The organism is Sanguibacter suarezii NBRC 16159 (genome assembly GCF_001552735.1).
In the GTDB taxonomy this organism is placed as follows: domain Bacteria; phylum Actinomycetota; class Actinomycetes; order Actinomycetales; family Cellulomonadaceae; genus Sanguibacter; species Sanguibacter suarezii.
This window is the reverse complement of the sequence record NZ_BCRT01000010.1, coordinates 529,235-549,675: the sequence shown is the minus strand read 5'-3', so window position 1 is coordinate 549,675 and position 20,441 is coordinate 529,235. Positions and strand designations below refer to the sequence as shown.

Here is a 20,441-nt window from a genome sequence, read left to right as displayed (position 1 = left end):
GGGTGCGCATCCTGGATGCGCACCCGCCCTTCGTCGTCCGCGAGGATGGCCGTCGTGCGCGGCCCACTCCCCCTCCACAGATCGGCGTCGGCCCTAGCCAACCGTGGGCCTGGCAAGGGACGGTGGGACGATGACACCGCCTCTGCACGTCGCCGCACCCGCGCCCGGTGATCGGCCCCTCCTGCGCGATCTGCTCCGGCCCCCACCGACCGTCCAGGCGCCGTTCACCCCAGCCGCCCTGGGCGCCTCTCCCCTGGCGTGGGCGACGCTGCTGCGCGACGGGGACATCGTCGAGATCCGTCCCGGTTTCGCGGTGACCCCGGGCACGCCGGTCACCGCCGGGCTGCGCGCCCTGGCGCTGGCCCACCTGGTGCCTACCGGCGCCGTCGTGGGGCGAGCGAGCGCGGTGTGGGTGCACACGGGCCGAGGCCACCGGCCTCGGGTCTGCGTGCTCTACGCCCCCGGCGGTCACCGCCCGCGCGACCCCGCGCGGCTCGAGGCCTGTCAGGCGACTGTCCGGCGGTGGGAGATCGTCTCCGTCGCCGCCGGAGGCGACCGGTCGCTGCCGGTCACCACCCTGACCCGCACCGCCATGGACGTGGCGACCTGGTACCCGGACCAGGAGTCAGCAGAGCTCCTCGCCTACCTGATGGACGCCGGCCTGGACGTCGACGACGCGCTCCACCGTCTCGACCTCGTCGCCAGCTGGCGCGGGGCCGAGACGGCACGCGCCCGCCTGCTCGCGGTCAGACGCGCGCGTCGGGCTTGGAGCCGGTGATGCGGTAGACGTCGAAGACGCCCTCGATCTTGCGCACCGCGGCGAGCACCGTCGCCAGGTGGGCGGGCTCGGCCATCTCGAAGACGAACCGGGACAGCGCCACCCGGTCGGTCGACGTCGAGACGGTCGCGGAGAGGATGTTGACGTGGTGGTCGGAGAGCACCCGGGTGACGTCCGAGAGCAGCCGTGACCGGTCGAGGGCCTCGACCTGGATCTGGACGAGGAAGAGGGCGTTGCCGCCCACGGTCCACTCGACCTCGACGATCCGCTCGGGCTGGGACTTCAGGGCCTGGAAGTTGGCGCAGTCCGTGCGGTGCACGCTGACGCCCTGACCACGGGTGATGAACCCGACGATGTCGTCGCCGGGCACCGGGGTGCAGCACTTGGCGAGCTTGACCCAGATGTCGTCGACGCCCTTGACCTTGACGCCGGGGTCACCGGTGCGCGGGCGGCGGGCGGCGTGACCGGGACGAGCCGTCTCGGCGAGGTCCTCGGCGTTGCCTTCCTCCCCGCCCATCGACTGCACCAGGCGGTGGATGACGCTCGCGGCAGAGACCTGGCCCTCGCCGATCGCGGCGTAGAGCGCGGACACGTCGGCGAAGCGCATCTCGTGCGCGACGGTGACCATCGACTCGTGGGACAGGATCCGCTGGATCGGCAGGTTCTGCTTGCGCATCGCCTTGGCGATGGCGTCCTTGCCCTGCTCGATCGCCTCTTCGCGGCGTTCCTTGGAGAACCACTGCCGGATCTTGTTCTTGGCCCGGGGGCTCTTGACGAAGTTCAGCCAGTCCCGGCTGGGCCCGGCGGTCTCCGACTTGGAGGTGAGGATGTCGACGACGTCGCCGTTGTCCAGCGCCGAGTCGAGCGGGACCAGGCGTCCGTTGACGCGCGCGCCCATCGTGCGGTGACCGACCTCGGTGTGCACCGTGTAGGCGAAGTCGACCGGGGTGGACCCGGAGGGCAGCGCGACGACGTCCCCCTTGGGCGTGAAGACGTACACCTCGCCGCCGCTGATCTCGAAGCGCAAGGAGTCCAGGAACTCCGAGGGGTCGGCGGTCTCACGCTGCCAGTCGACGAGCTGGCGCAACCACTGCATGTCGTTGCCGCCGTCCTCACCCGGCTTGGCGCTCTTGTCGGCTTCCTTGTACTTCCAGTGCGCTGCGACACCGTACTCGGCCCGCCGGTGCATCTCGTGGGTGCGGATCTGGATCTCCACGGGCTTGCCGCCCGGGCCGATCACCGTCGTGTGCAACGACTGGTACATGTTGAACTTCGGCATCGCGATGTAGTCCTTGAACCGGCCGGGGACCGGGTTCCATCGCGCGTGCAGGGCGCCGAGCGCCGCGTAGCAGTCCCGCACCGAGTCCACCAGGACGCGGGTGCCCACCAGGTCGTAGATGTCGGCGAAGTCGTGCCCGCGGACGATCATCTTCTGGTAGATCGAGTAGTAGTGCTTGGGCCGGCCAGTGACGGTGGCCTTGATCTTCGCCGAGCGCAGGTCTGCCGAGACCTGCTCGCGCACCAGGGCCAGGTACTCCTCGCGGGCCGGTGCGCGCTCGGTGACCAGGTGGACGATCTCGTCGTAGACCTTGGGGTACAGGGTCTGGAAGGACAGGTCCTCCAGCTCCCACTTGATCGTGTTCATGCCCAGGCGGTGCGCGAGGGGGGCGTAGATCTCCAGCGTCTCGCGGGCCTTGCGCTGGGCGGAGCTGGACGGGACGAACTTCCACGTCCTGGCGTTGTGCAGGCGGTCAGCGAGCTTGATGACCAGCACGCGGATGTCGCGAGCCATCGCCACGACCATCTTGCGGACGGTCTCGGCCTGCGCGGCGTCGCCGTAGGTGACCTTGTCGAGCTTGGTCACCCCGTCCACGAGCATGGCGATCTCGTCGCCGTAGTCCGAGCGCAGCTGGTCCAGGGAGTAGTCGGTGTCCTCGACGGTGTCGTGCAGCAGCGCTGCCGCAAGGGTCGGCGGGGTCATCCCCAGCTCGGCCAGGATCGTGGCGACGGCCACGGGGTGCGTGATGTACGGGTCACCGCTCTTGCGCATCTGGCCGCGGTGGGCCTTCTCCGCCGTGACGTAGGCACGCTCGATGATCGCCGTGTCGGCCTTGGGGTGGTTGGACCGCACAGCACGGAGCAACGGCTCGAGGGCGGGGGTGCCCACCGCGTGCCGGGAACCGAAGCGCACCAGGCGGGACCGGACGCGGCTCGCCGAGCTGATGCCCAGCGGCGGAGTGGCAGGGTTGCCCTGCCCGCCGTCGCCCGCTGTGCCAGGTCGCGGTTCCGTTGACGCGGCCGATGTCTCGCTCACGCGCGCCTCCTAGGGTCCGGGACTGTCTCCAAGGAAGCGATTCTACGACGCCGTGGCCAGCACGGTGGACACGGTGCGCCCGAGCAGGCGCTCGCGACCGCCCAGGCCGGAGATCTCCAGGAGGAAGCCCAGGCCCACGACCTCGGCGCCGAGCATCTCGAGCAGCTCGGCCCCGGCGGCCGCCGTGCCCCCCGTGGCGAGGACGTCGTCGACGAGCATGACGCGCGCTCCGGCGTCGACGGTGCCTTCACGGATCTCCACCGAGGCTTCGCCGTACTCGAGGGAGTAGGTCAGGCTGCGGGTGGGCGGCGGGAGCTTGCCGGCCTTGCGGATCGGGACGAACCCCTTGCCCAGGCGGGAGGACAGAGCGGCTCCGACGATGAAGCCGCGCGCCTCCATCCCGGAGATGAGGTCGGTCTCGGCCGGGACGAAGGGGACGAGGGCGTCGATCGCGGCGGCGAAGGCCGCCGGATCGACGAGCAGACCCGTGATGTCCTTGAACAGGATGCCCGCGCTGGGGTAGTCGGGCACGTCGCGGACGTAGGTGGACAGGTCTGTGTGCAGCATGCTGGAACTCACTTCGTTTCTTGCGTCTATTTCTTGCGCTTGCGGGGCTGTGCGGCGTTCCCCTGGTGGGCACCGGGGCGCAGCGACCCGGTGTAGGCCATCGGGCTGACCACGGCGCTGCCACCGTCGGCCGGAGCCGCGGCAGCTGCCGCACGCGCGGCGAGCACCTTGGCGGTGTGCTCCCGGATCGCGGGCTCGCGGTAGCGCAGGGAGACCTCGAGCGGGGTGGCGAGGAAGATCGAGGAGTACGTGCCCACGGCCATACCGACGAACAGCGCCAGGGCGATGTCCCGCAGCGTTCCCGCACCGAGGATGAACGCCCCGATGAAGAGGATGGAGGCGACCGGCAGCAGTGCCACGACCGAGGTGTTGATGGAGCGCACCAGGGTCTGGTTGACGGCGAGGTTGGCCCGCTCGGCGTAGGTGCTGCGGGTCTGGGCGAGGACCCCGTCGGTGTTCTCGCGGACCTTGTCGAAGACCACGACCGTGTCGTAGATCGAGTACCCGAGGATGGTCAGGAAGCCGATCACCGTCGCCGGGGTGACCTCCCAGCCGATGAGCGCGTACACGCCGGCGGTGATGATGAGGTCGTGGAACAGGGCGATGAGCGCTGCCACGGCCATGCGCCACGCCCGGAAGTAGGCGGTCATGACCAGCCCGACCAGGACGAGGAAGACGATGAGGCCCGTGAGCGCCTTCTGCGAGACGTCCTTGCCCCAGGACGGGCCCACGAAGGAGCTCGTGACCTGGTCCTCGCCCACGTCGAAGGTCTCCATGAGGGCCGTGCGGACCTCTTCGACCTCGTCGGTGCTCAGCTCGGCGGTCTGGATCCGCACGGCGTTGTTGCCGACCGAGGAGACGCGCGGGACCTCGCTCGGCGCCACCGAGGTGACGGCCTCCTCAGCGAGCTGCTGACTCTGGGTCGAGACGCCGGAGACGGTGAACTCCGAGCCGCCGCGGAACTCGATGCCGAGGTTGAATCCCGGCTTGAAGAGCAGCACGAGGCAGATGGCCGAGAGCACGATCGAGACGAGGTAGAACTTCCGTCGCTGACCGACGATGTTGTACGACTTGCGACCTGTGTGCAGGTCGTTGCCCCACTGGGCGAATCCGACAGCCATCAGAGCTTTCCGTCCTTGTTCTCGTCGGAGGGCGTCTCGGCACGGTCCGCGGACCGCTCGTCGCCGGCGTCGTGCTGGGCCGCGTCCTCAGCCGTCGGAGCCACGCTCGCCTCAGTCGCCTCAGTCGCCTCAGGCGCCTCAGGCGTCGTGGCCTCGGTGACGGTGGCGTCGTCGGCGGCGACGGCCTCCTTGGCAGAGGCCTCCTTCTCAGCCAGCGCGCGGGCGGCGCGCCGCTCGGCGATGGTCATGCCGGCCGTGGCCCCGCCACCCTGGGCGCCGGGGCGCGTCGAGGCGCCCACGAGCTCCTTGGCTGCCTTGCGCGGCTTGGTGGTGCCCGCAGCGGCTCCCTTCGCCGGAGCGGACTCCCGGTCCACCCGGACCACGCGTCCGCGTCCGCCGTAGCGCACGCTCGTGGCACCCAGACGGTGCGGGTCCAGGCCGGAGGCCGGGTGCCCCTCGCCGAAGAACTTCGTCTTGGCGAGCAGCTTCATCAGCGGGTGGGTGAAGAAGAACACGACGACGACGTCGACGATGGTCGTCAGGCCGAGGGTGAAGGCGAATCCGCGCACACCGCCGACGGCGAGGAAGTAGAGCACCACGGCGGCGAGGAAGTTCACGCCGTCCGAGGCCAGGATGGTGCGCCGGGCGCGGTCCCAGCCGGTGTCCACCGCAGAGGTGAGGGACCGGCCGTCGCGCAGCTCGTCGCGGATGCGCTCGAAGTACACGATGAAGGAGTCGGCGGTGATACCGATCGCGACGATCAGACCCGTGACACCGGGCAACGAGAGCCGGTAGCCCTGGGTCCAGGACAGCAGCGTGATGACGCCGTAGGTGATCACTCCTGCGATCACCAGCGAGGCGACCGTCACCAGGCCGAGGGCGCGGTACTGGATGAGGGAGTAGATGACCACCAGGAGCAGACCGATGAGGCCTGCCAGCAGGCCCTTCTGGAGCTGCTCGCTGCCCAGGGTCGCGGAGATCTGCGACTCGCTCTGCACCTCGAAGGTCAGCGGCAGAGACCCGAAGTTCAGCTGGTTGGCCAGGGTCGTGGCGCTGGCGCGAGTGAAGTTGCCGGTGATCTCGGCGCGACCGTCAGAGATGACCACCTCGACGCCCGGTGCAGAGATGACGAGGTTGTCCAGGACCATGGCGAACATGCCCGGTGCCTGCGTCGGGGGCTGGCTGGCGATCCAGGTCTCGTAGGTCGGCAGCTTGGACAGACGGCTGGTGACCTCGGTGAACTTCTTGGTGCCCTCGCCGGTGAACTTGATGCTCACGGCCCAGGTGTTCAGCTGCACACCCTGGGCGTTGACCTGCAGACCCGAGCTGGCGCTGTCGATGTCCGACCCAGCGAGCTCCATCGGGCCGAGGATGTACTTCATCGCGCCGTCGGCGGAGCAGGCCACGATGGCCTCGTTCGGGTTCTGGGTGCCGCCGCCGGCGAGGTTGGCCGGGTCGGTGCAGTTGAGCGCGTCGAACTCGGCCAGCAGCTCGGGGGTCACCTGGGAGAAGTCCGAGGGGTCGGTGATCTGGGGAGCCGGGGTGGCGGCATCGGTGGCCGCGTCGCTCGGCTCGGCGCTCGGCTCGAGGGTCGGCTCAGCGGTCGGGCCGCCGGTGGCCGCGTCGGTCTCCGACTCAGGGGCGATCGGGTCGGTGCCCACACCTGCCCCGAAGTACAGGACCGGGCGGAACTGCATCTGGGCCGACTCTCGCACGAGGTCGAGGGTCTCCTGGCTCGGGTTGCCGGGCAGTGCGACGACGATGTTCGTCCCGCCCTGGCTGGTGATCTCCGCCTCGGCGACGCCGGAAGAGTCCACTCGCTGTCGGATGATCGCGATCGCCTGATCGATGTCCTCGGAGGTGACCTTCTCGTTGTTCTCGGTCACCGGGGTGAGGATGATCTGGGTCCCACCCTCCAGGTCGAGCGCCAGCTTGGGGGTCCATGAGGCATCGTCGAACTTGGTCCCCGCGAAGATGGATCCGAAGATGGCGAGGATGATGACGGCGAGGCCGATGAGCGACCGGCTCGGACGCGACTTCTTGTGGTTGGTGGTAGCCAACAGAGTGTCTCTTCTCGTGCGCGCACCCGGAACGCTCGCGCGCTCCGGATGCGGGACCAGGACCCGCCGGGACAGGGGGCCGTGACGTCAGATGGGCGGACCTACTTGTCGGACTCGTCCGACTGGGTCTTGTCGAGGTTCGGCTTCTCGAGGTTCGGCTTCTCGATCAGGCCCGAGATGTCGTCGGGGATCGTGAAGGCGCGCTTGTTCTCGGCGTCGATCCGCGCGGCTGCTGCAGCGGAGCTGCCAGCCTCGTCCTCGTCCTCATCCTCGGTCTCGAGGTCGACGACGGGCGGGTCGATGAGCTTGGCGATCGCCGCACGCAGCCAGCGAGAGGTGTTCCCCGGCGTGGACTCGAGGGTGATGGCGTCGTCGTCGACGGCGACGATGGTGCCGAAGTAGCCGGAACCCGTCATCACCTCTTGCCCGATCTGGAGGTTGTCACGGAAGGCCATGGCCTCCTTCTGCTTCTTCCTCGAGCTGCGTGACATGAGGTACATCGCACCGGCTGCCAGCGCGATGATGATGACAATATCCATGACGTGGGATCACGTCTCCTGTTCTGCGTAGGGAACTACCGGAGTCTAGGCGCACGAGCGCCTAAGTGACTAACGCCTCAGCGACCGATATCGTGCCCGCCAGATCGGGAGATCTTCTGGAGAAGTTCAGGAGAAGAGCGTCGCACTGTCTGCAGGCGGGGTCAGACCCAGGTGGCGCCACGCAGCGGGGGTGGCCACGCGCCCGCGCGGGGTGCGCCCCACCAGCCCTTCGCGGACCAGGAAGGGCTCGGCCACGGTCTCGACCGTCTCCGGCTCCTCCCCCACCGTCACCGCCAGGGTGGTCAGACCCACCGGACCACCGGCGAACCGCACGCACAGAGCGGTGAGCACCGCCCGGTCGAGGCGGTCCAGGCCGAGGATGTCGACCTCGTAGACATCCAGGGCCGCACGGGCGGCACGCAGGTCCAAGGACCCGTCCCCGCGGACCTGCGCCCAGTCCCGCACCCGGCGCAGCAGCCGGTTGGCGATGCGCGGCGTGCCGCGTGACCGGGACGCCAGCTCTGCCGCGGCCTCCCCGGCCAACTCCGCCCCGAGCAGGCCGGCGGACCGGGTGAGGACCCGCTCCAGCTCGTCCGCGGAGTAGAAGTCAAGGTGCCCGGTGAAGCCGAAGCGGTCGCGCAGCGGCGCGGGCAGCAGCCCGGCCCGCGTGGTGGCGCCCACCACGGTGAACCGGGGAAGACTCAGCGGGATCGCACTGGCCCCCGCCCCCTTGCCGACGACGACGTCGACCCGGAAGTCCTCCATCGCGACGTAGAGCAGCTCCTGGGCCGGGCGGGCCAGCCGGTGGATCTCGTCGATGAAGAGCACCTCGCCCTCTTCCAAGGAGGACAGCACGGCCGCGAGGTCGCCCGCGTGCTGGATCGCCGGACCGGAGGTCACGCGCAAAGACGCGCCCAGCTCGGCGGCGATGATCATCGCGAGGGTCGTCTTGCCCAGCCCGGGCGGGCCGGAGAGCAGGACGTGGTCGGGGGCGGTTCCGCGGCCCAGCGCCGCCTGCAGGACGAGGGAGAGCTGGTCGCGCACCACGCGCTGACCGACGAACTCCTCCAGGCGCCGTGGTCGCAGCGCAGCCTCGGCGGCCCGCTCGAGCTCGTCGGCCCCGGAGCCGGTGACCTGGGCCGGTGCGATCTCCAGCCCGAAGGCGTCGTCGGTCTCGTCGTAGCCCGAGCCGTACCCCGCGTCGTCGACGCCGGCGTAGGCGTCGCTGCGCCCGCGCGGGTCAGCCACGAGGACCGCCGAAGAACTTCAGGGTCGCGCGCAGGATCACCGGTACCTGAGCGAGCTCGACGATCTCCAGCCCGGAGTCGGCGACGACCTTCGCCACGGCCTCCTCGGCCACCTTGGCCGTCCAGCCCAGTCCCACCAGCGCCTCCACGACCTGCCACGAGAGGTCGGCGTCGGGCAGGGCGGCCGGGGTGGTGCCGTCGGGTGCGATGAGGGAGGAGGGCTTGCCGAGCTTGTCGCCCAGCTCGAGGATGAGGCGCTGCGCCCCCTTGGGGCCGATGCCAGGGACGCGGGTGAGCGCCTTGACGTCCCCGCCCACCAGCGCGCGGCGCACGCCGTCGGGCGTGTGGACGGCGAGGATGGCCAGGGCCATCCGTGGGCCGACGCCGCTGACGGACTGGACGCCCTCGAAGATCGAGCGTTCGTCGTCGTCGGTGAAGCCGTAGAGGGTGAGGGAGTCCTCCCGCACCACGAGCGACGTCGCGAGAGTGGCCTCGCTGCCCACCCGCAGGGTGGACAGGGTGGCCGGGGTGGCCTGCACGAGGTAGCCGATCCCGGCGACCTGGAGCACGGCGCTGTCCAGCCGCAGGGCCTGCACGGTTCCGCTGAGGGACGCGATCACTGCCAACTCACTCTCTGGGACGGTGGTGCCCGCAGCCCAGCGGCCAGCGACGGCAGGGCGGGCAGGGCGAACAGGTGTACGACTACGGTAGCAAGGCTCTACCGTACGCCCTTCGCGCGACGCGCCGCCTGCTCGGCTGCCGCCCACGCGCGCTGGGCGGGCGTCTGGGCGAAGCGCTCGGCCTTGTCCATGATCGCCGACGGTCGCCACAGATGGCAGATCGCGATGGCCAGGGCGTCCGCGGCGTCGGCCGGGCGCGGCACCTCGGCGAGGCCGAGGATGCCGGCGACCATGCGCTGCACCTGCTCCTTGTGGGCCCGGCCGCTGCCGGTGACGGCGGCCTTGACCTCGCTCGGGGTGTGCATCGCCACGGGGACGCCGCGCCGCGCCGCGGCGAGCATCGCCAGGCCGGCGACCTGCGCGGTGCCCATCACGGTCGAGACGTTGTGCTGGGCGAAGACCCGCTCCACGGCGACGACGTCGGGGACGTGGGCGTCCATCCACGTGTCCAGCTCCGCGGCGATCTGCAGCAGCCGCTGATCCACCGACGCCGAGGGTGGGGACATGGCCACCCCGACCGCCACGAGCTCGGCGCGCCGACCCGGCAATGAGTCGACGACGCCGATGCCGCAGCGGGTCAGTCCAGGATCAACCCCGAGGACGCGCACCGACTGCTATTCGTCGTTCTCGAGCTCGGCCATGACCTCGTCGGAGGCGTCGAAGTTCGTGTAGACGTTCTGCACGTCGTCAGAGTCCTCGAGCGCGTCGATGAGACGCATGATCTTGCGCACGCCCTCGGCGTCCACCTCGACCTGCATGGCCGGGTGGAAGACGACGTCGGCCGAGTCGTACTCGATCCCGGCGTCCTGCAGCGCGGTGCGGACCGCGACGAGGTCGGTCGCCTCGCACAGCACCTCGAAGGAGTCACCGGACTCGGTGACCTCTTCGCCACCGGCGTCGAGCACGGCCTCCAGGACGGAGTCCTCGTCGGTCCCCTCCTTGGGCACGAGCACGACGCCCTTGCGGGAGAACAGGTAGGAGACGGACCCGGGGTCAGCCATCTGCCCGCCGTTGCGGGAGAAGGCGATGCGCACCTCGGCGGCCGCGCGGTTGCGGTTGTCGGTCAGACACTCCACGAGCATCGCGACACCGCCGGGGGCGTAGCCCTCGTACATGATCGTCTGGTAGTCGGCGCCACCGGCGATGGCTCCCGAGCCGCGCTTGACCGCGCGCTCGATGTTGTCGTTGGGGACGGAGGTCTTCTTCGCCTTCTGGATGGCGTCGAAGAGGGTCGGGTTCCCGGTGACGTCACCGCCGCCGGTGCGGGCAGCGACCTCGATGTTCTTGATGAGCTTGGCAAAGAGCTTTCCACGCCGGGCGTCGACGACCGCCTTCTTGTGCTTCGTGGTGGCCCATTTGGAGTGACCTGACATCGCTTAGTACTCCCTACGAACGATCGATACGAACAAATCATGGATGCGACCGTCGCCGGTGATCTCCGGGTGGAACGATGTCGCCAACAGTGCGTCCTGACGGACTCCTACGATCCTACCGGTGGCAGGGCCAGACGTGATCGTCGCGATGACCTGCGCCGCGGGGCCGATCGACTCGACCCAGGGAGCCCGGATGAAGGCGGCGTGCACCGGGTCCCCCGCCACCCCGTCCACGGTGACCTCCGTCTCGAAGGAGTCGACCTGGCGACCGAAGGCGTTGCGGCGCACAGTGAGGTCCATGCCGCCGAGGGTCTGCTGGCCGGGAGCGGCGTCCAGGATGTGGTCGGCGAGCAGGATCATCCCGGCGCAGGACCCGTAGACCGGCAGGCCGTCGGCGATGGCCGTGCGCAGCGGGTCGAAGAGGTCGAAAGCGCGCAGCAGCTTGTCGATGGTCGTGGACTCCCCGCCGGGCAGCACGAGCCCGTCGACCTCGGCGAGCTCGCTGACACGGCGGACGGGCACCGCGCGTGCACCGGCCGCCTCGAGCGCGGCGGTGTGCTCGCGGACGTCACCTTGCAGGGCCAGCACCCCGATCTGTGGCTTCACGGGGAGCCACTCTACGCGCGCAGGCTCGCAGCTCCCTCGACCCGGGCCACAGGTCCCATTGCCGGTCGCCTGTCCCGGTGGGACGATCAGGGAGATGAGCCAGGAGTTCCCGCAGCGCCAGCCTGAACCCGAGCGTCCGGGGACGCCTGGGCCGTCCAGCGCGGGTCCCTACGGCCCTCCCCCGCCCCAGGGCCCGCCTGCCTACTACGCCACCGCGCCCTACCCCGCGCGGCAGAGCTACCCGCAGCGCCCGCCCGCCACGTCCACCACCGGCCCCAAGGTCATGACCTTCATCGGCATCGGCCTGATCCTCGTGGCGATCGCGGCGCTCATCGCCGGGATCGTCCAGGTGGCCACTGCCGTCTCCCGGTTCGCCGACGAACCGTCGGGGTCGTCCCCGGCCCTCGACTACGTCCAGCTCCCCGGTTCCCTGAGCTTCATCGGCGACGACGGCGAGGAGTACGCCGTGGTAGTGGTCAGCACGTCCACCACCACCATCGACCTCGACGACGTCGTGGTCACCGCCCCCGGGGGACGTTCCGTCGACCTGGACACCGCCTCGCTCAACTTCGAGAACAGCACCTCCGACTCCCACACCGACGTGCGTGCGCTCACCTTCACCGCACCCGTCGACGGCGTCTACACCGCGACCGTGACCGGCGGCTCGGCGGACCTGCCCGGCAGCCTCACCGCCGTGGACGCCTCCGAGCTGGCCAAGGTCTTCGGCCGCACGGCGCTGGGAGTGGTGACGATCGTCGCCTCGGCGCTGTGCGGGGTGCTCGGCCTGGGCCTGGCCATCGGCGGCGCCATCTGGTGGAACACCCGGAGCAAGGCCCGCCAGCGGGCGGCCTCCTGGCCGGCGGGTCCCGCCGGACCTCCGCCACCTCCACCCCCGCCGCCCTACGGGACGTCCACGCCCTGAGCGTCGCTGCTCAGTCGTGCTCCACACCGATCACCCGCACGACGCCGTCCCACCCGTCGGCCAGCTCCTCGAGCAGGTCCGGCAGCGTCCGGGGGAAGACCTCCAGAGAGGCAGAGCGCAGCTGCTGCGGGGTCAGCCATGCCATCTCGTCGACGAAGCTCACCTCGAGGTCCGTCCACCCGTCGCGGGTGAGCTCGCCGCTGGGCGAGACGCGGGCGACGAAGAACTCCTCGTGCTGCAGGCAGTGCTCCCGCGCGAAGTCGAAGATCGCCGACCGGGTGAGCACCGGACCTTCCAGGTCCTGCGGGGACAGCACGATGCCTGTCTCCTCACGCACCTCGCGCACGGCGGCCTCGCGCGGGGTCTCCCCCGGGTCGATCCCGCCGCCCACGGTGAACCACCAGCTCCGGGTGGGTTCGTCTCCGTCGTGCCCGCGCACGAGCAGGGTGCGCCCGCCCGAGTCCATGAGCAGGACTCGGGCGGCGTACCGGGTGAGCATGCCGTCCTCGCCGCGGAACCAGCCCGCGTCGAGGTAGTGGCTGTCGTCTGCCTCGCTCACCAGCCGCGCTCGGCCAGGCGGTGCGGCTCGGGGATCTCCTCGACGTTGATGCCCACCATCGCCTCGCCCAGACCCCGCGAGACGTCGGCGATGACGCCCGGGTCATCGAAGAACGTCGTTGCCTTGACGATCGCGGCGGCACGCTGGGCGGGGTTGCCGGACTTGAAGATGCCCGAGCCCACGAACACGCCTTCCGCACCGAGCTGCATCATCATCGCGGCGTCGGCCGGGGTGGCGATGCCGCCGGCGGTGAACATCACCACGGGCAGCTTGCCGGTGCGGGCCACCTCCTTGACGAGCTCGTAGGGCGCCTGGAGCTCCTTGGCCGCCACGTAGAGCTCGTCTTCGGGAAGGGAGGTGAGGTGACGGATCTGACCGCGGATGGTGCGCATGTGGGTCGTCGCGTTGGAGACGTCGCCCGTGCCGGCCTCACCCTTGGAGCGGATCATCGCGGCGCCCTCGTTGATGCGGCGCAGCGCCTCTCCCAGGTTCGTGGCACCACAGACGAAGGGAGCGGTGAAGGCCCACTTGTCGATGTGGTGGGCGTAGTCGGCCGGGGTGAGGACCTCGGACTCGTCGATGTAGTCGACACCCAGGGACTGCAAGACCTGCGCCTCGACGAAGTGGCCGATCCGGGCCTTGGCCATGACCGGGATGGAGACCGTCGCGATGATCTGGTCGATCATGTCGGGGTCGCTCATGCGGGAGACGCCGCCCTGGGCGCGGATGTCGGCGGGGACCCGCTCGAGGGCCATGACGGCCACGGCGCCGGCGTCCTCGGCGATCCGGGCCTGCTCGGGCGTGACGACGTCCATGATGACGCCACCCTTGAGCATCTCCGCCATGCCGCGCTTGACCCGTGCACTGCCGACGACGGCGTCGTTCTCGCTGCTGGTGGCTTCAGGTGATGCGAACTCGCTTGGCACAACAAACCTCACTCGTCATGTCGGAGCACCGCGGTCCGTTGACCGCGACAATGGGGACGATCCTACGCCGCGGGGGCCGACGCGATCCCGGGGTGACCGGAGGAGCTTCCGGGGCGACGCAACCCCGCTGGCCAGGCGTCGTCGAGCTCGACGGTCTGGGGCATGGCGGCGTGCCCGGCCAGGCGCACGGCCCGCACCAGGACCTTGGCCCGCACGCGCTGCGCCTGGGCCACGGCCTCGTTGTGGAAGCGGCGCGCGAGCTGCACCCGGTACCAGGCAGCGGCCACGGCGTCGAGCAGCGCTGCGCTGTCCGGGGAGGCGTAGAGGTCGGTCAGCTCGGCCGGGTCCTCGAGGGCGGTGCGCAGCGTCGCCGAGAGCACGCTCTCGGCCTGGGCCCGGTGCTCACCGAGCCCGGAGTCCAGGGCGTTGGAGACGGTCGAGCGCGACGGCGCGCGCTTGGTCTGTGCGTCGAGCCGGGTGGACTCCACCAGCTCGGCGAGGTCGGGGACGGCCACCATGAGCTCACGGGCTCCGGAGTCGGCGCCCGAGGACGCCTCTCGTGCGGCCTCGACCAGCAGGACCGAGCTGACCGGGTCCAGCACCCCTGAGGTGGCCAGCTCCGCCGCGGCCGCCGAGCGGCGCACGAGCTGGGCGTCCAGGGCGAGGCGGGAGGCCACCACCTTGCGGTGCAGCCGGTCCAGCCGGGTCGCTGAGACCCAGGTGAGCCAGACGAGCAGCACCAGCACGATGCCGACCACGACCAATGTCTCTGACCAGTTCATCGAGTGACCTCCGTCCATCCGCGGCGCCGGGTGGAGGACGGGTCCTCCTCGACGCCGCCCAGGGCCCGGGAAGCCTCCAGGACCATCTCGTACACGGTGAGCACCTGAGCGGTGACCGTGGACCAGTCGTACTGGCGCACCGCCACGCTCGCCAGGGCGGACAGCCGGGCGCGCTCGTCCGGGTCCGCGAGGGCCTGGCAGACCACCCGGGCCAGGTCCGCGGAGTCGCCGGCACGGAAGACGTACCCGGCCCGGCCGTCGTCGAGCACGCGCTGGAAGGCGCCGAGGTCGCTGGCCACGACGCAGGCACCGGCGCTCATCGCCTCCACGAGCACGATGCCGAAGCTCTCGCCGCCCGTCTGGGGAGCGATGTACAGGTCGACCGAGCGCAGCAGCTGCGCCTTCTCCTCGTCGCTGATCGAGCCGAGGAACTCCACCGAGGCGGCGAGCTCGGGACCGAGGGTCTCGATGGCCTGGGCGCGCCCTTCGTCGCCCCGGCCGGCCACCAGGAAGCGGGCACCGGGCACCTGGGCCACGATCTCCGGGATGGCCGCAGTGAGGACCGGCAGGCCCTTGCGGGACTCGTCCAGGCGACCGAGGAAGGCGATGGTCGGCGCCTGCGGCGTGCCGACCCACTCCTCCTTGGCGCTCGCCTCGGCGAAGGCGTCGACGTAGACGCCGTTGGGGATGACCACGGCGTCACCGCCCATGTGCTCGATGAGGGTGCGACGGGCGTCCTCGGAGACGGCGATGCGCGCGGAGATCTTCTCCAGCGACTGGCGGACCAGCGGATAGGCCGCCTGCAGCGCCCGGGAACGGATGAGCGCGGTGTGGAAGGTGGCGACGATCGGACCGCGGGCGATCCACAGCGCGAGCATGCTCAGGCTGGGGGTGACCGGCTCGTGCAGGTGCAGCACGTCGAACTGGCCCTCCTTGAGCCAGCGCCGCACCCGGGCGGCCGTGCGCGGCCCGAAGGTCATCCGCGCGACGGCGCCGTTGTACTTCACCGGGATCGCCTTGCCGGCGGAGGTGATGTAGTCCGGGATGGGGGTGTCGTCGTCCGCAGGGGCGAGCACCGAGACCGAGTGGCCCTGCGCCATGAGCGCCTCGGCGAGGTCACGGATGTGGAACTGGACCCCTCCGGGCACGTCGAAGGAGTAGGGGCAGACGATGCCCACCCGAAGACTGCGCGATGCCATCGTCACTCCGTCTCCTGCCGCACCGGCAGGGCTTGGTCTGTGGGTGCCTGAGCCGGCACCTCGGTCTGCGCCGCAGCCGCCCCGGGCGCAGCTTCCGCCCCGGCTGCGGCGGCTGCGGCCGCCGTCGTACGGGCGTAGCGGTCGGCGTCGAGGTCCTCGACGAAGACCTTCTGGAGCATGTGCCAGTCCTGGGGGAACTCGCGGATGTCAGCGCTCAGCGCATCGACCCAGCTCTGGGTCACCGCGGCGATCCGCTCGGTCTTGGTGCCCTCGGTCGGCACAGCGACCGGGGGGTGGAAGCGCACGACGATGCCCCACGGGGTGCCGGCGTCGCGGCGTCGGGCACCGGTGAGACGCTCGTAGTAGATGCCCGCGGGGACGAGCGGCGCGCCGCAGGTCACCGCCAGGGCGGCCGGGCCGGCGGCCACCCGGGCGCGGTGACCGAGGTAGTCCACCTCGATGCCGTTGTGGCTGAGGTCGCGGTCGGCGAGCAGGCAGATGACCCGAGCACCGCCCGTGGCGTCGGAGTCGGAGTCGTTGACGGCGGCGGCCGCGCGGGCCTCGGGCGAGGGTCCGCGGGCGGCGCGCATGAGCTGGCGGAAGACACCCGGGTCGCCGGCCGTGAGGATCTCCATGCCCAGCGCCTGCCGGAAGGCCAGGAACTCCTGGTAGACCTCCGGCGGCTCGAGCCGCTCGGCGACCGTGAGGACCGGGGCGATGTGCGAGCTCGCGTAGACGCCGGCGAGGTCCCAGTTGCCCTGGTGGGTCAGCGCGAGCACCGGCGAGATGCCGGCGGTGGTGAACTGCGAGCAGTGGGCGTAGTCGACCAGGCGCACCCGCGCCTGGATCTGGGCGGCGCTGGCGTGGCGCAGCACGAAGGCCTCGCCGTAGTAGCGCATGTAGGAGCGCATGCCCGCCCTGGTCAGGGCGTTGAGCTCACGCGGGCTGGCCTCCGGGCGCACCCGTGCGAGGTTGCGGCGCAGCTGCCCGACGCCGCCCGCGCCGGTCAGCCACGCGACGTCGGCGCCGAGGGTGAGGAGTCCGCGCAGCACAGGGCCGGGGACCTTGCCTGCGTGCTTCCACGCCAGGTGGAAGACGGTGCCCGCGCTCAGCCCCATCGGCTCAGGCCTCGCTCGAGGCGACCGCGGCGGCCAGCGCCTGCGTTCGCACGGTGGCCATCCGTTGCAGCACGGTGACCAGGCTCGCCGCGGCCAGCGCGACGAGGGCCACGACCAGTACGAGGACCGACAGCCCGAAGCCGACGAGGCCGGCAGCCACGAGCGAGACCACGAGACGTTCACCGCGCTCGGCGATGCCGACGCTCGCGGTCATGCCCAGGCCTTCGGCGCGGGCCCGGGCATAGGAGACCATCGATCCCAGGACCAGGCAGGCCAGCGCGGCCACCGCGCCCCAGGTGCGGGTGGCGCCGGAGGTGTGCACCACGAAGTACACGGCGAGGCCGCAGAAGATCGCGGCGTCCGCCAGCCGGTCGAGGGTGGAGTCCAGGAACGCCCCCCACGGGCCGGAGCGTCCGGCGAGGCGGGCCATCGTCCCGTCGAGGGAGTCGAGGAAGGCGAACAGACCGATGACGATGGCCCCGACGGCGAGGTGGTCGGTGGGGAAGGCCCACAGCGCCGTGACGAGCACGCCGACGGTCCCGAACACCGTGACGGCGTCCGGGGAGACACCGATCCGCAGCAGGACTCGTGCCAACGGGTTGAAGAGAGTCGTCATGACGCCTCTCAGGCGGCTCAGCACAGCGGCTACTCCTCGGTGTCGTTCGGGGTGGGCGCCGGCCAGGCAGCGGCGAGCAGGTCACGCGTCTGGGACAGCAGCTGGGGCAGGGCCTTGGTCTGGGCCACGACCGGCAGGAAGTTGGCGTCCCCGGCCCACCGCGGCACGACGTGCTGGTGCAGGTGCGCGGCGATCCCCGCGCCGGCCACCTCGCCCTGGTTCATGCCCAGGTTGAAGCCGTGCGGCGCGGAGACCTCGCGGACCACGCGCATGGCCGTGCGGGTCAGCTCGGCGACCTCAGCGACCTCGGCCGGGGTGAGCTCGGTGTAGTCCGCCACGTGCCGGTAGGGGCACACGAGCAGATGACCGGAGTTGTACGGGTAGAGGTTGAGCACCACGTAGGCCACCGACCCGCGCGCGACGATGAGCGCGTCGGCGTCGTCGCGCGCGGGGATGGTGCAGAACGGGCAGGACGCCGCCGTGGAGTCCGCCGGCTTGTCCTGTCCGCCGATGTACACCATCCGGTGCGGGGTCCACAGACGCTCCAGACCGTCCGGGACCCCGGGATGCTCGGCTGCTGACTCGCTCACACCTGGACCCGGTCGCGCACGGCGGTCAGCACGCGCTCGATGGCCTCGGCCACCGGCACGCCGTTGTCCTGGCGTCCGTCGCGGTAGCGGAAGGACACCGCGCCCGCCTCGGCGTCCTCTCCCCCGGCGATGAGCACGAAGGGGATCTTCTGCGTGCTCGCGGTACGGATCTTCTTGGCGAAGCGGTCCGTGCCGTCGTCGAGCTCGGCGCGGATGCCGCTCTTGCGCAGCTGGGCGACGATGTCGGCGAGGTAGTCGTTGAAGGGCTCGGCGACCGGGACCGCGAGGACCTGGACGGGCGCCAGCCACGCCGGGAAGGCGCCGGCGTAGTGCTCGGTGAGGACCGCGAAGAACCGCTCGATCGAGCCGAAGAGCGCGCGGTGGATCATCACCGGGCGCTGGCGGGTGCCGTCAGCGGCGGCGTACTCGAGGTCGAACTTCTCCGGGAGGTTGAAGTCGAGCTGGATGGTGGACATCTGCCAGGTGCGGCCGATGGCGTCCTTGGCCTGCACCGAGATCTTGGGCCCGTAGAACGCCGCGCCACCGGGGTCGGCGACGAGCTCGAGCCCGGACTCGGTCGCGACCTCCTCCAGGGTGCGGGTCGCTTCCTCCCACACCTCGTCCGAGCCGACCGACTTCTCGGGGTCGCGGGTGGACAGCTCGAGGTAGAAGTCGTCCAGGCCGTAGTCCTTGAGGAGCCCGAGCACGAAGTTCAGCGCGTCGGTCAGCTCGGCCTTCATCTGCTCGCGGGTGCAGTAGATGTGGGCGTCGTCCTGGGTGAATCCGCGGGCGCGGGTCAGGCCGTGCACCACACCGGACTTCTCGTAGCGGTAGACCGTGCCGAACTCGAAGAGCCGCAGCGGCAGCTCGCGGTAGGACCGTCCCCGGGAGGAGAAGACGAGGTTGTGCATGGGGCAGTTCATGGGCTTGAGGTAGTAGTTCTGCCCGGCCTTGCGCACGGTGCCGTCCGCGTCGCGCTCCTCGTCGAGGTGCATCGGGGGGTACATGCCCTCGGAGTACCAGTCCAGGTGCCCCGACGTCTGGAAGAGCTGCTCCTTGGTGATGTGCGGGGTGTTGACGAAGGAGTAGCCCTCCTCCAGGTGCCGCTGACGGGAGTACTGCTCCATCTCGGAGCGGATGATGCCGCCCTTGGGGTGGAAGACGGCCAGACCCGACCCGATCTCGTCGGGGAAGGAGAAGAGGTCGAGCTCGGTGCCCAGGCGGCGGTGGTCGCGGCGCTCGGCCTCGGCGAGACGCTCGAGGTACTCCTTGAGCTCGTCCTTGGTGGGCCAGGCGGTGCCGTAGATGCGCTGCAGCTGGGGGTTCTTCTCGCTGCCGCGCCAGTACGCCGCGGCGCTGCGCATGAGCTGGTACCCGTTGCCGATGAGCTTGGTCGAGGGCAGGTGCGGCCCGCGGCACAGGTCTGACCAGGCAACCTCGCCGTTGCGGCGGACGTTGTCGTAGATGCTCAGCTCGCCCGCGCCGACCTCGACGTCAGCGCCCTCGCCGGCGGTGTCGCTGGACCCCTTGAGGCCGATGAGCTCGACCTTGTAGGGCTCGCCCGCGAGCTCGGTGAGCGCATCAGCGTCGGTGACCACGCGACGTCGGAACGTCTGGCCTTCCTTGATGATGCGCATCATGGCCTTCTCGAGGGCCTTGAGGTCCTCGGGGGTGAAGGGCTCGGCGACGTCGAAGTCGTAGTAGAAGCCGTCCTTGATGGGCGGGCCGATGCCCAGCTTGGCGGTCGGGTTGACCTGCTGGACCGCCTGGGCGAGCACGTGGGCCGCCGAGTGGCGCAGCACCGCGAGGCCGTCCGGGGAGTCGATCGGCACGCCCTCGACGACGGAACCGGCGGTCAGCTCGGTGGCCAGGTCCTTGAGCTCGCCGTCGATCCGGACCACGACGACGTGGCGGCGATCGGCGAAGAGGTCGGCTGCGGTCGTGCCCGTGGTCACCGTGGTCAGCTCGCCGTCGACGGTCAGGGTGACAGGGGGCTGCAACGGCGACGACTCAGACACGGTGGTCTTCTCCTAGATCGATCGAGGGGCACGCTCGTGCGAGCATGCCCCTCGATGTTACCGATAGTGGCCCGCTCTGCGGGCCACGACCGCGCCGGGCGGTCGCCTGATCTCAGCGGTTGGCGTCCTTGGCCTTCTCGGCGAGGGTCTCCACGTGCTTGTCGACCGAGTCGGGAGCGACCGACTTGACCTTCTCGGCGATGGTGTCGATCTTCTCGTCGGTGAGGAAGTCCTTCGCCTTGCCCACGAGGCCTCCCAGACCGCCCTTGCCCTCTTCTGCCATGGTCAGCTCCAGCCTGTCGGTGTTGCCGCGGTCGACAACGCTGTCTCGAACGTACCGCGACACGGGAGGGCGGGGCGAGCGCTCAGCGGCTCCGCGGGAGCCATCGCGGACGCCTGCGGCGATCCATCGACGACCTCACCCGG

General features: G+C 70.5%; 21 protein-coding genes. 2 read left to right on the top strand and 19 right to left on the bottom strand.

All coding sequences use genetic code 11. The features are described 5' to 3' along the window. The first annotated feature begins 130 nt into the window (after window positions 1-130). Window positions 131-778, top strand: coding sequence for a hypothetical protein (locus SS2_RS07130; protein WP_066462399.1), 648 nt, complete (start codon window positions 131-133; stop codon window positions 776-778). Here SS2_RS07130 and SS2_RS07125 read toward each other — a convergent pair. From SS2_RS07125 to pdxT, 10 genes are all read right to left on the bottom strand, one after another. Next, a complete protein-coding gene (locus tag SS2_RS07125; protein ID WP_066462519.1) occupies window positions 747-3,008 on the bottom strand; it encodes a RelA/SpoT family protein in 2,262 nt (753 codons plus the stop codon). The two genes, SS2_RS07130 and SS2_RS07125, sit on opposite strands and share 32 nt — an antisense overlap. 126 nt (window positions 3,009-3,134) lie before the next feature. After that, the gene (locus tag SS2_RS07120; RefSeq protein ID WP_066462398.1) at window positions 3,135-3,659 is read right to left on the bottom strand and encodes an adenine phosphoribosyltransferase; all 525 of its coding nucleotides are present in this window, start codon (window positions 3,657-3,659) and stop codon (window positions 3,135-3,137) included. Between the two features lie 26 nt (window positions 3,660-3,685). Then, a complete protein-coding gene (gene secF, locus SS2_RS07115) occupies window positions 3,686-4,780 on the bottom strand; it encodes a protein translocase subunit SecF (RefSeq protein ID WP_066462396.1) in 1,095 nt (364 codons plus the stop codon). Next, complete coding sequence (gene secD / locus SS2_RS07110) at window positions 4,780-6,840, bottom strand: protein translocase subunit SecD (RefSeq protein WP_083941880.1); 2,061 nt, start codon at window positions 6,838-6,840, stop codon at window positions 4,780-4,782. The genes secF and secD overlap by 1 nt, the downstream gene beginning before the upstream one ends. A gap of 101 nt (window positions 6,841-6,941) precedes the next feature. After that, complete coding sequence (yajC, locus tag SS2_RS07105; RefSeq protein WP_066462394.1) at window positions 6,942-7,379, bottom strand: preprotein translocase subunit YajC; 438 nt, start codon at window positions 7,377-7,379, stop codon at window positions 6,942-6,944. A 126-nt stretch (window positions 7,380-7,505) separates the two neighbouring features. Continuing rightward, window positions 7,506-8,534, bottom strand: a complete 1,029-nt coding sequence (gene ruvB, locus SS2_RS07100; protein ID WP_066462518.1) for a Holliday junction branch migration DNA helicase RuvB — start codon at window positions 8,532-8,534, stop codon at window positions 7,506-7,508. A gap of 85 nt (window positions 8,535-8,619) precedes the next feature. Continuing rightward, window positions 8,620-9,246 carry a Holliday junction branch migration protein RuvA gene (gene ruvA, locus SS2_RS07095; RefSeq protein ID WP_066462392.1) on the bottom strand — a complete coding sequence of 209 codons (627 nt, stop codon included), beginning with the start codon at window positions 9,244-9,246 and terminating at the stop codon, window positions 8,620-8,622. 98 nt (window positions 9,247-9,344) lie between these two features. Further along, a complete protein-coding gene (gene ruvC, locus SS2_RS07090; protein ID WP_066462390.1) occupies window positions 9,345-9,914 on the bottom strand; it encodes a crossover junction endodeoxyribonuclease RuvC in 570 nt (189 codons plus the stop codon). 6 nt (window positions 9,915-9,920) lie between these two features. Then, entirely contained in the window at window positions 9,921-10,679 is a 759-nt protein-coding gene (locus tag SS2_RS07085; protein ID WP_066462389.1) for a YebC/PmpR family DNA-binding transcriptional regulator, read from the bottom strand. Window positions 10,680-10,682: 3 nt separating this feature from the next. Next, a complete protein-coding gene (gene pdxT / locus SS2_RS07080; protein WP_066462388.1) occupies window positions 10,683-11,285 on the bottom strand; it encodes a pyridoxal 5'-phosphate synthase glutaminase subunit PdxT in 603 nt (200 codons plus the stop codon). Between the two features lie 94 nt (window positions 11,286-11,379). On the opposite strand from pdxT, the gene SS2_RS07075 reads away from it, so the two are divergent. Next, window positions 11,380-12,207, top strand: coding sequence for a hypothetical protein (locus tag SS2_RS07075; protein ID WP_066462387.1), 828 nt, complete (start codon window positions 11,380-11,382; stop codon window positions 12,205-12,207). A gap of 10 nt (window positions 12,208-12,217) precedes the next feature. On the opposite strand, the gene SS2_RS07070 is transcribed toward SS2_RS07075, so the two are convergent. The 9 genes from SS2_RS07070 to SS2_RS17590 form a co-directional block, all read right to left on the bottom strand. Continuing rightward, window positions 12,218-12,766: an NUDIX hydrolase gene (locus tag SS2_RS07070; protein ID WP_245643399.1), complete on the bottom strand. Its 549-nt coding sequence runs from the start codon at window positions 12,764-12,766 to the stop codon at window positions 12,218-12,220. Then, window positions 12,763-13,692 carry a pyridoxal 5'-phosphate synthase lyase subunit PdxS gene (gene pdxS / locus SS2_RS07065; protein WP_066462381.1) on the bottom strand — a complete coding sequence of 310 codons (930 nt, stop codon included), beginning with the start codon at window positions 13,690-13,692 and terminating at the stop codon, window positions 12,763-12,765. The genes SS2_RS07070 and pdxS overlap by 4 nt, the downstream gene beginning before the upstream one ends. 62 nt (window positions 13,693-13,754) lie before the next feature. Further along, window positions 13,755-14,474: a hypothetical protein gene (locus tag SS2_RS07060; protein ID WP_066462380.1), complete on the bottom strand. Its 720-nt coding sequence runs from the start codon at window positions 14,472-14,474 to the stop codon at window positions 13,755-13,757. After that, window positions 14,471-15,673, bottom strand: a complete 1,203-nt coding sequence (locus tag SS2_RS07055) for a glycosyltransferase family 4 protein (protein WP_066462379.1) — start codon at window positions 15,671-15,673, stop codon at window positions 14,471-14,473. Before SS2_RS07055 ends, SS2_RS07060 begins: the two co-directional genes overlap by 4 nt. A 2-nt stretch (window positions 15,674-15,675) precedes the next feature. Beyond that, window positions 15,676-16,791: a phosphatidylinositol mannoside acyltransferase gene (locus SS2_RS07050; protein WP_083941876.1), complete on the bottom strand. Its 1,116-nt coding sequence runs from the start codon at window positions 16,789-16,791 to the stop codon at window positions 15,676-15,678. Window positions 16,792-16,795: 4 nt separating this feature from the next. Beyond that, on the bottom strand, window positions 16,796-17,431 hold the full coding sequence (gene pgsA, locus SS2_RS07045) for a phosphatidylinositol phosphate synthase (protein WP_066462378.1): 636 nt from the start codon (window positions 17,429-17,431) through the stop codon (window positions 16,796-16,798). A 5-nt stretch (window positions 17,432-17,436) separates the two neighbouring features. Beyond that, window positions 17,437-17,997: an HIT family protein gene (locus tag SS2_RS07040; protein WP_066462376.1), complete on the bottom strand. Its 561-nt coding sequence runs from the start codon at window positions 17,995-17,997 to the stop codon at window positions 17,437-17,439. Next, complete coding sequence (gene thrS, locus SS2_RS07035) at window positions 17,994-20,015, bottom strand: threonine--tRNA ligase (RefSeq protein ID WP_083941874.1); 2,022 nt, start codon at window positions 20,013-20,015, stop codon at window positions 17,994-17,996. Before thrS ends, SS2_RS07040 begins: the two co-directional genes overlap by 4 nt. Window positions 20,016-20,127: 112 nt before the next feature. Next, window positions 20,128-20,298, bottom strand: a complete 171-nt coding sequence (locus SS2_RS17590) for a hypothetical protein (RefSeq protein ID WP_169796269.1) — start codon at window positions 20,296-20,298, stop codon at window positions 20,128-20,130. Window positions 20,299-20,441: the final 143 nt, after the last annotated feature.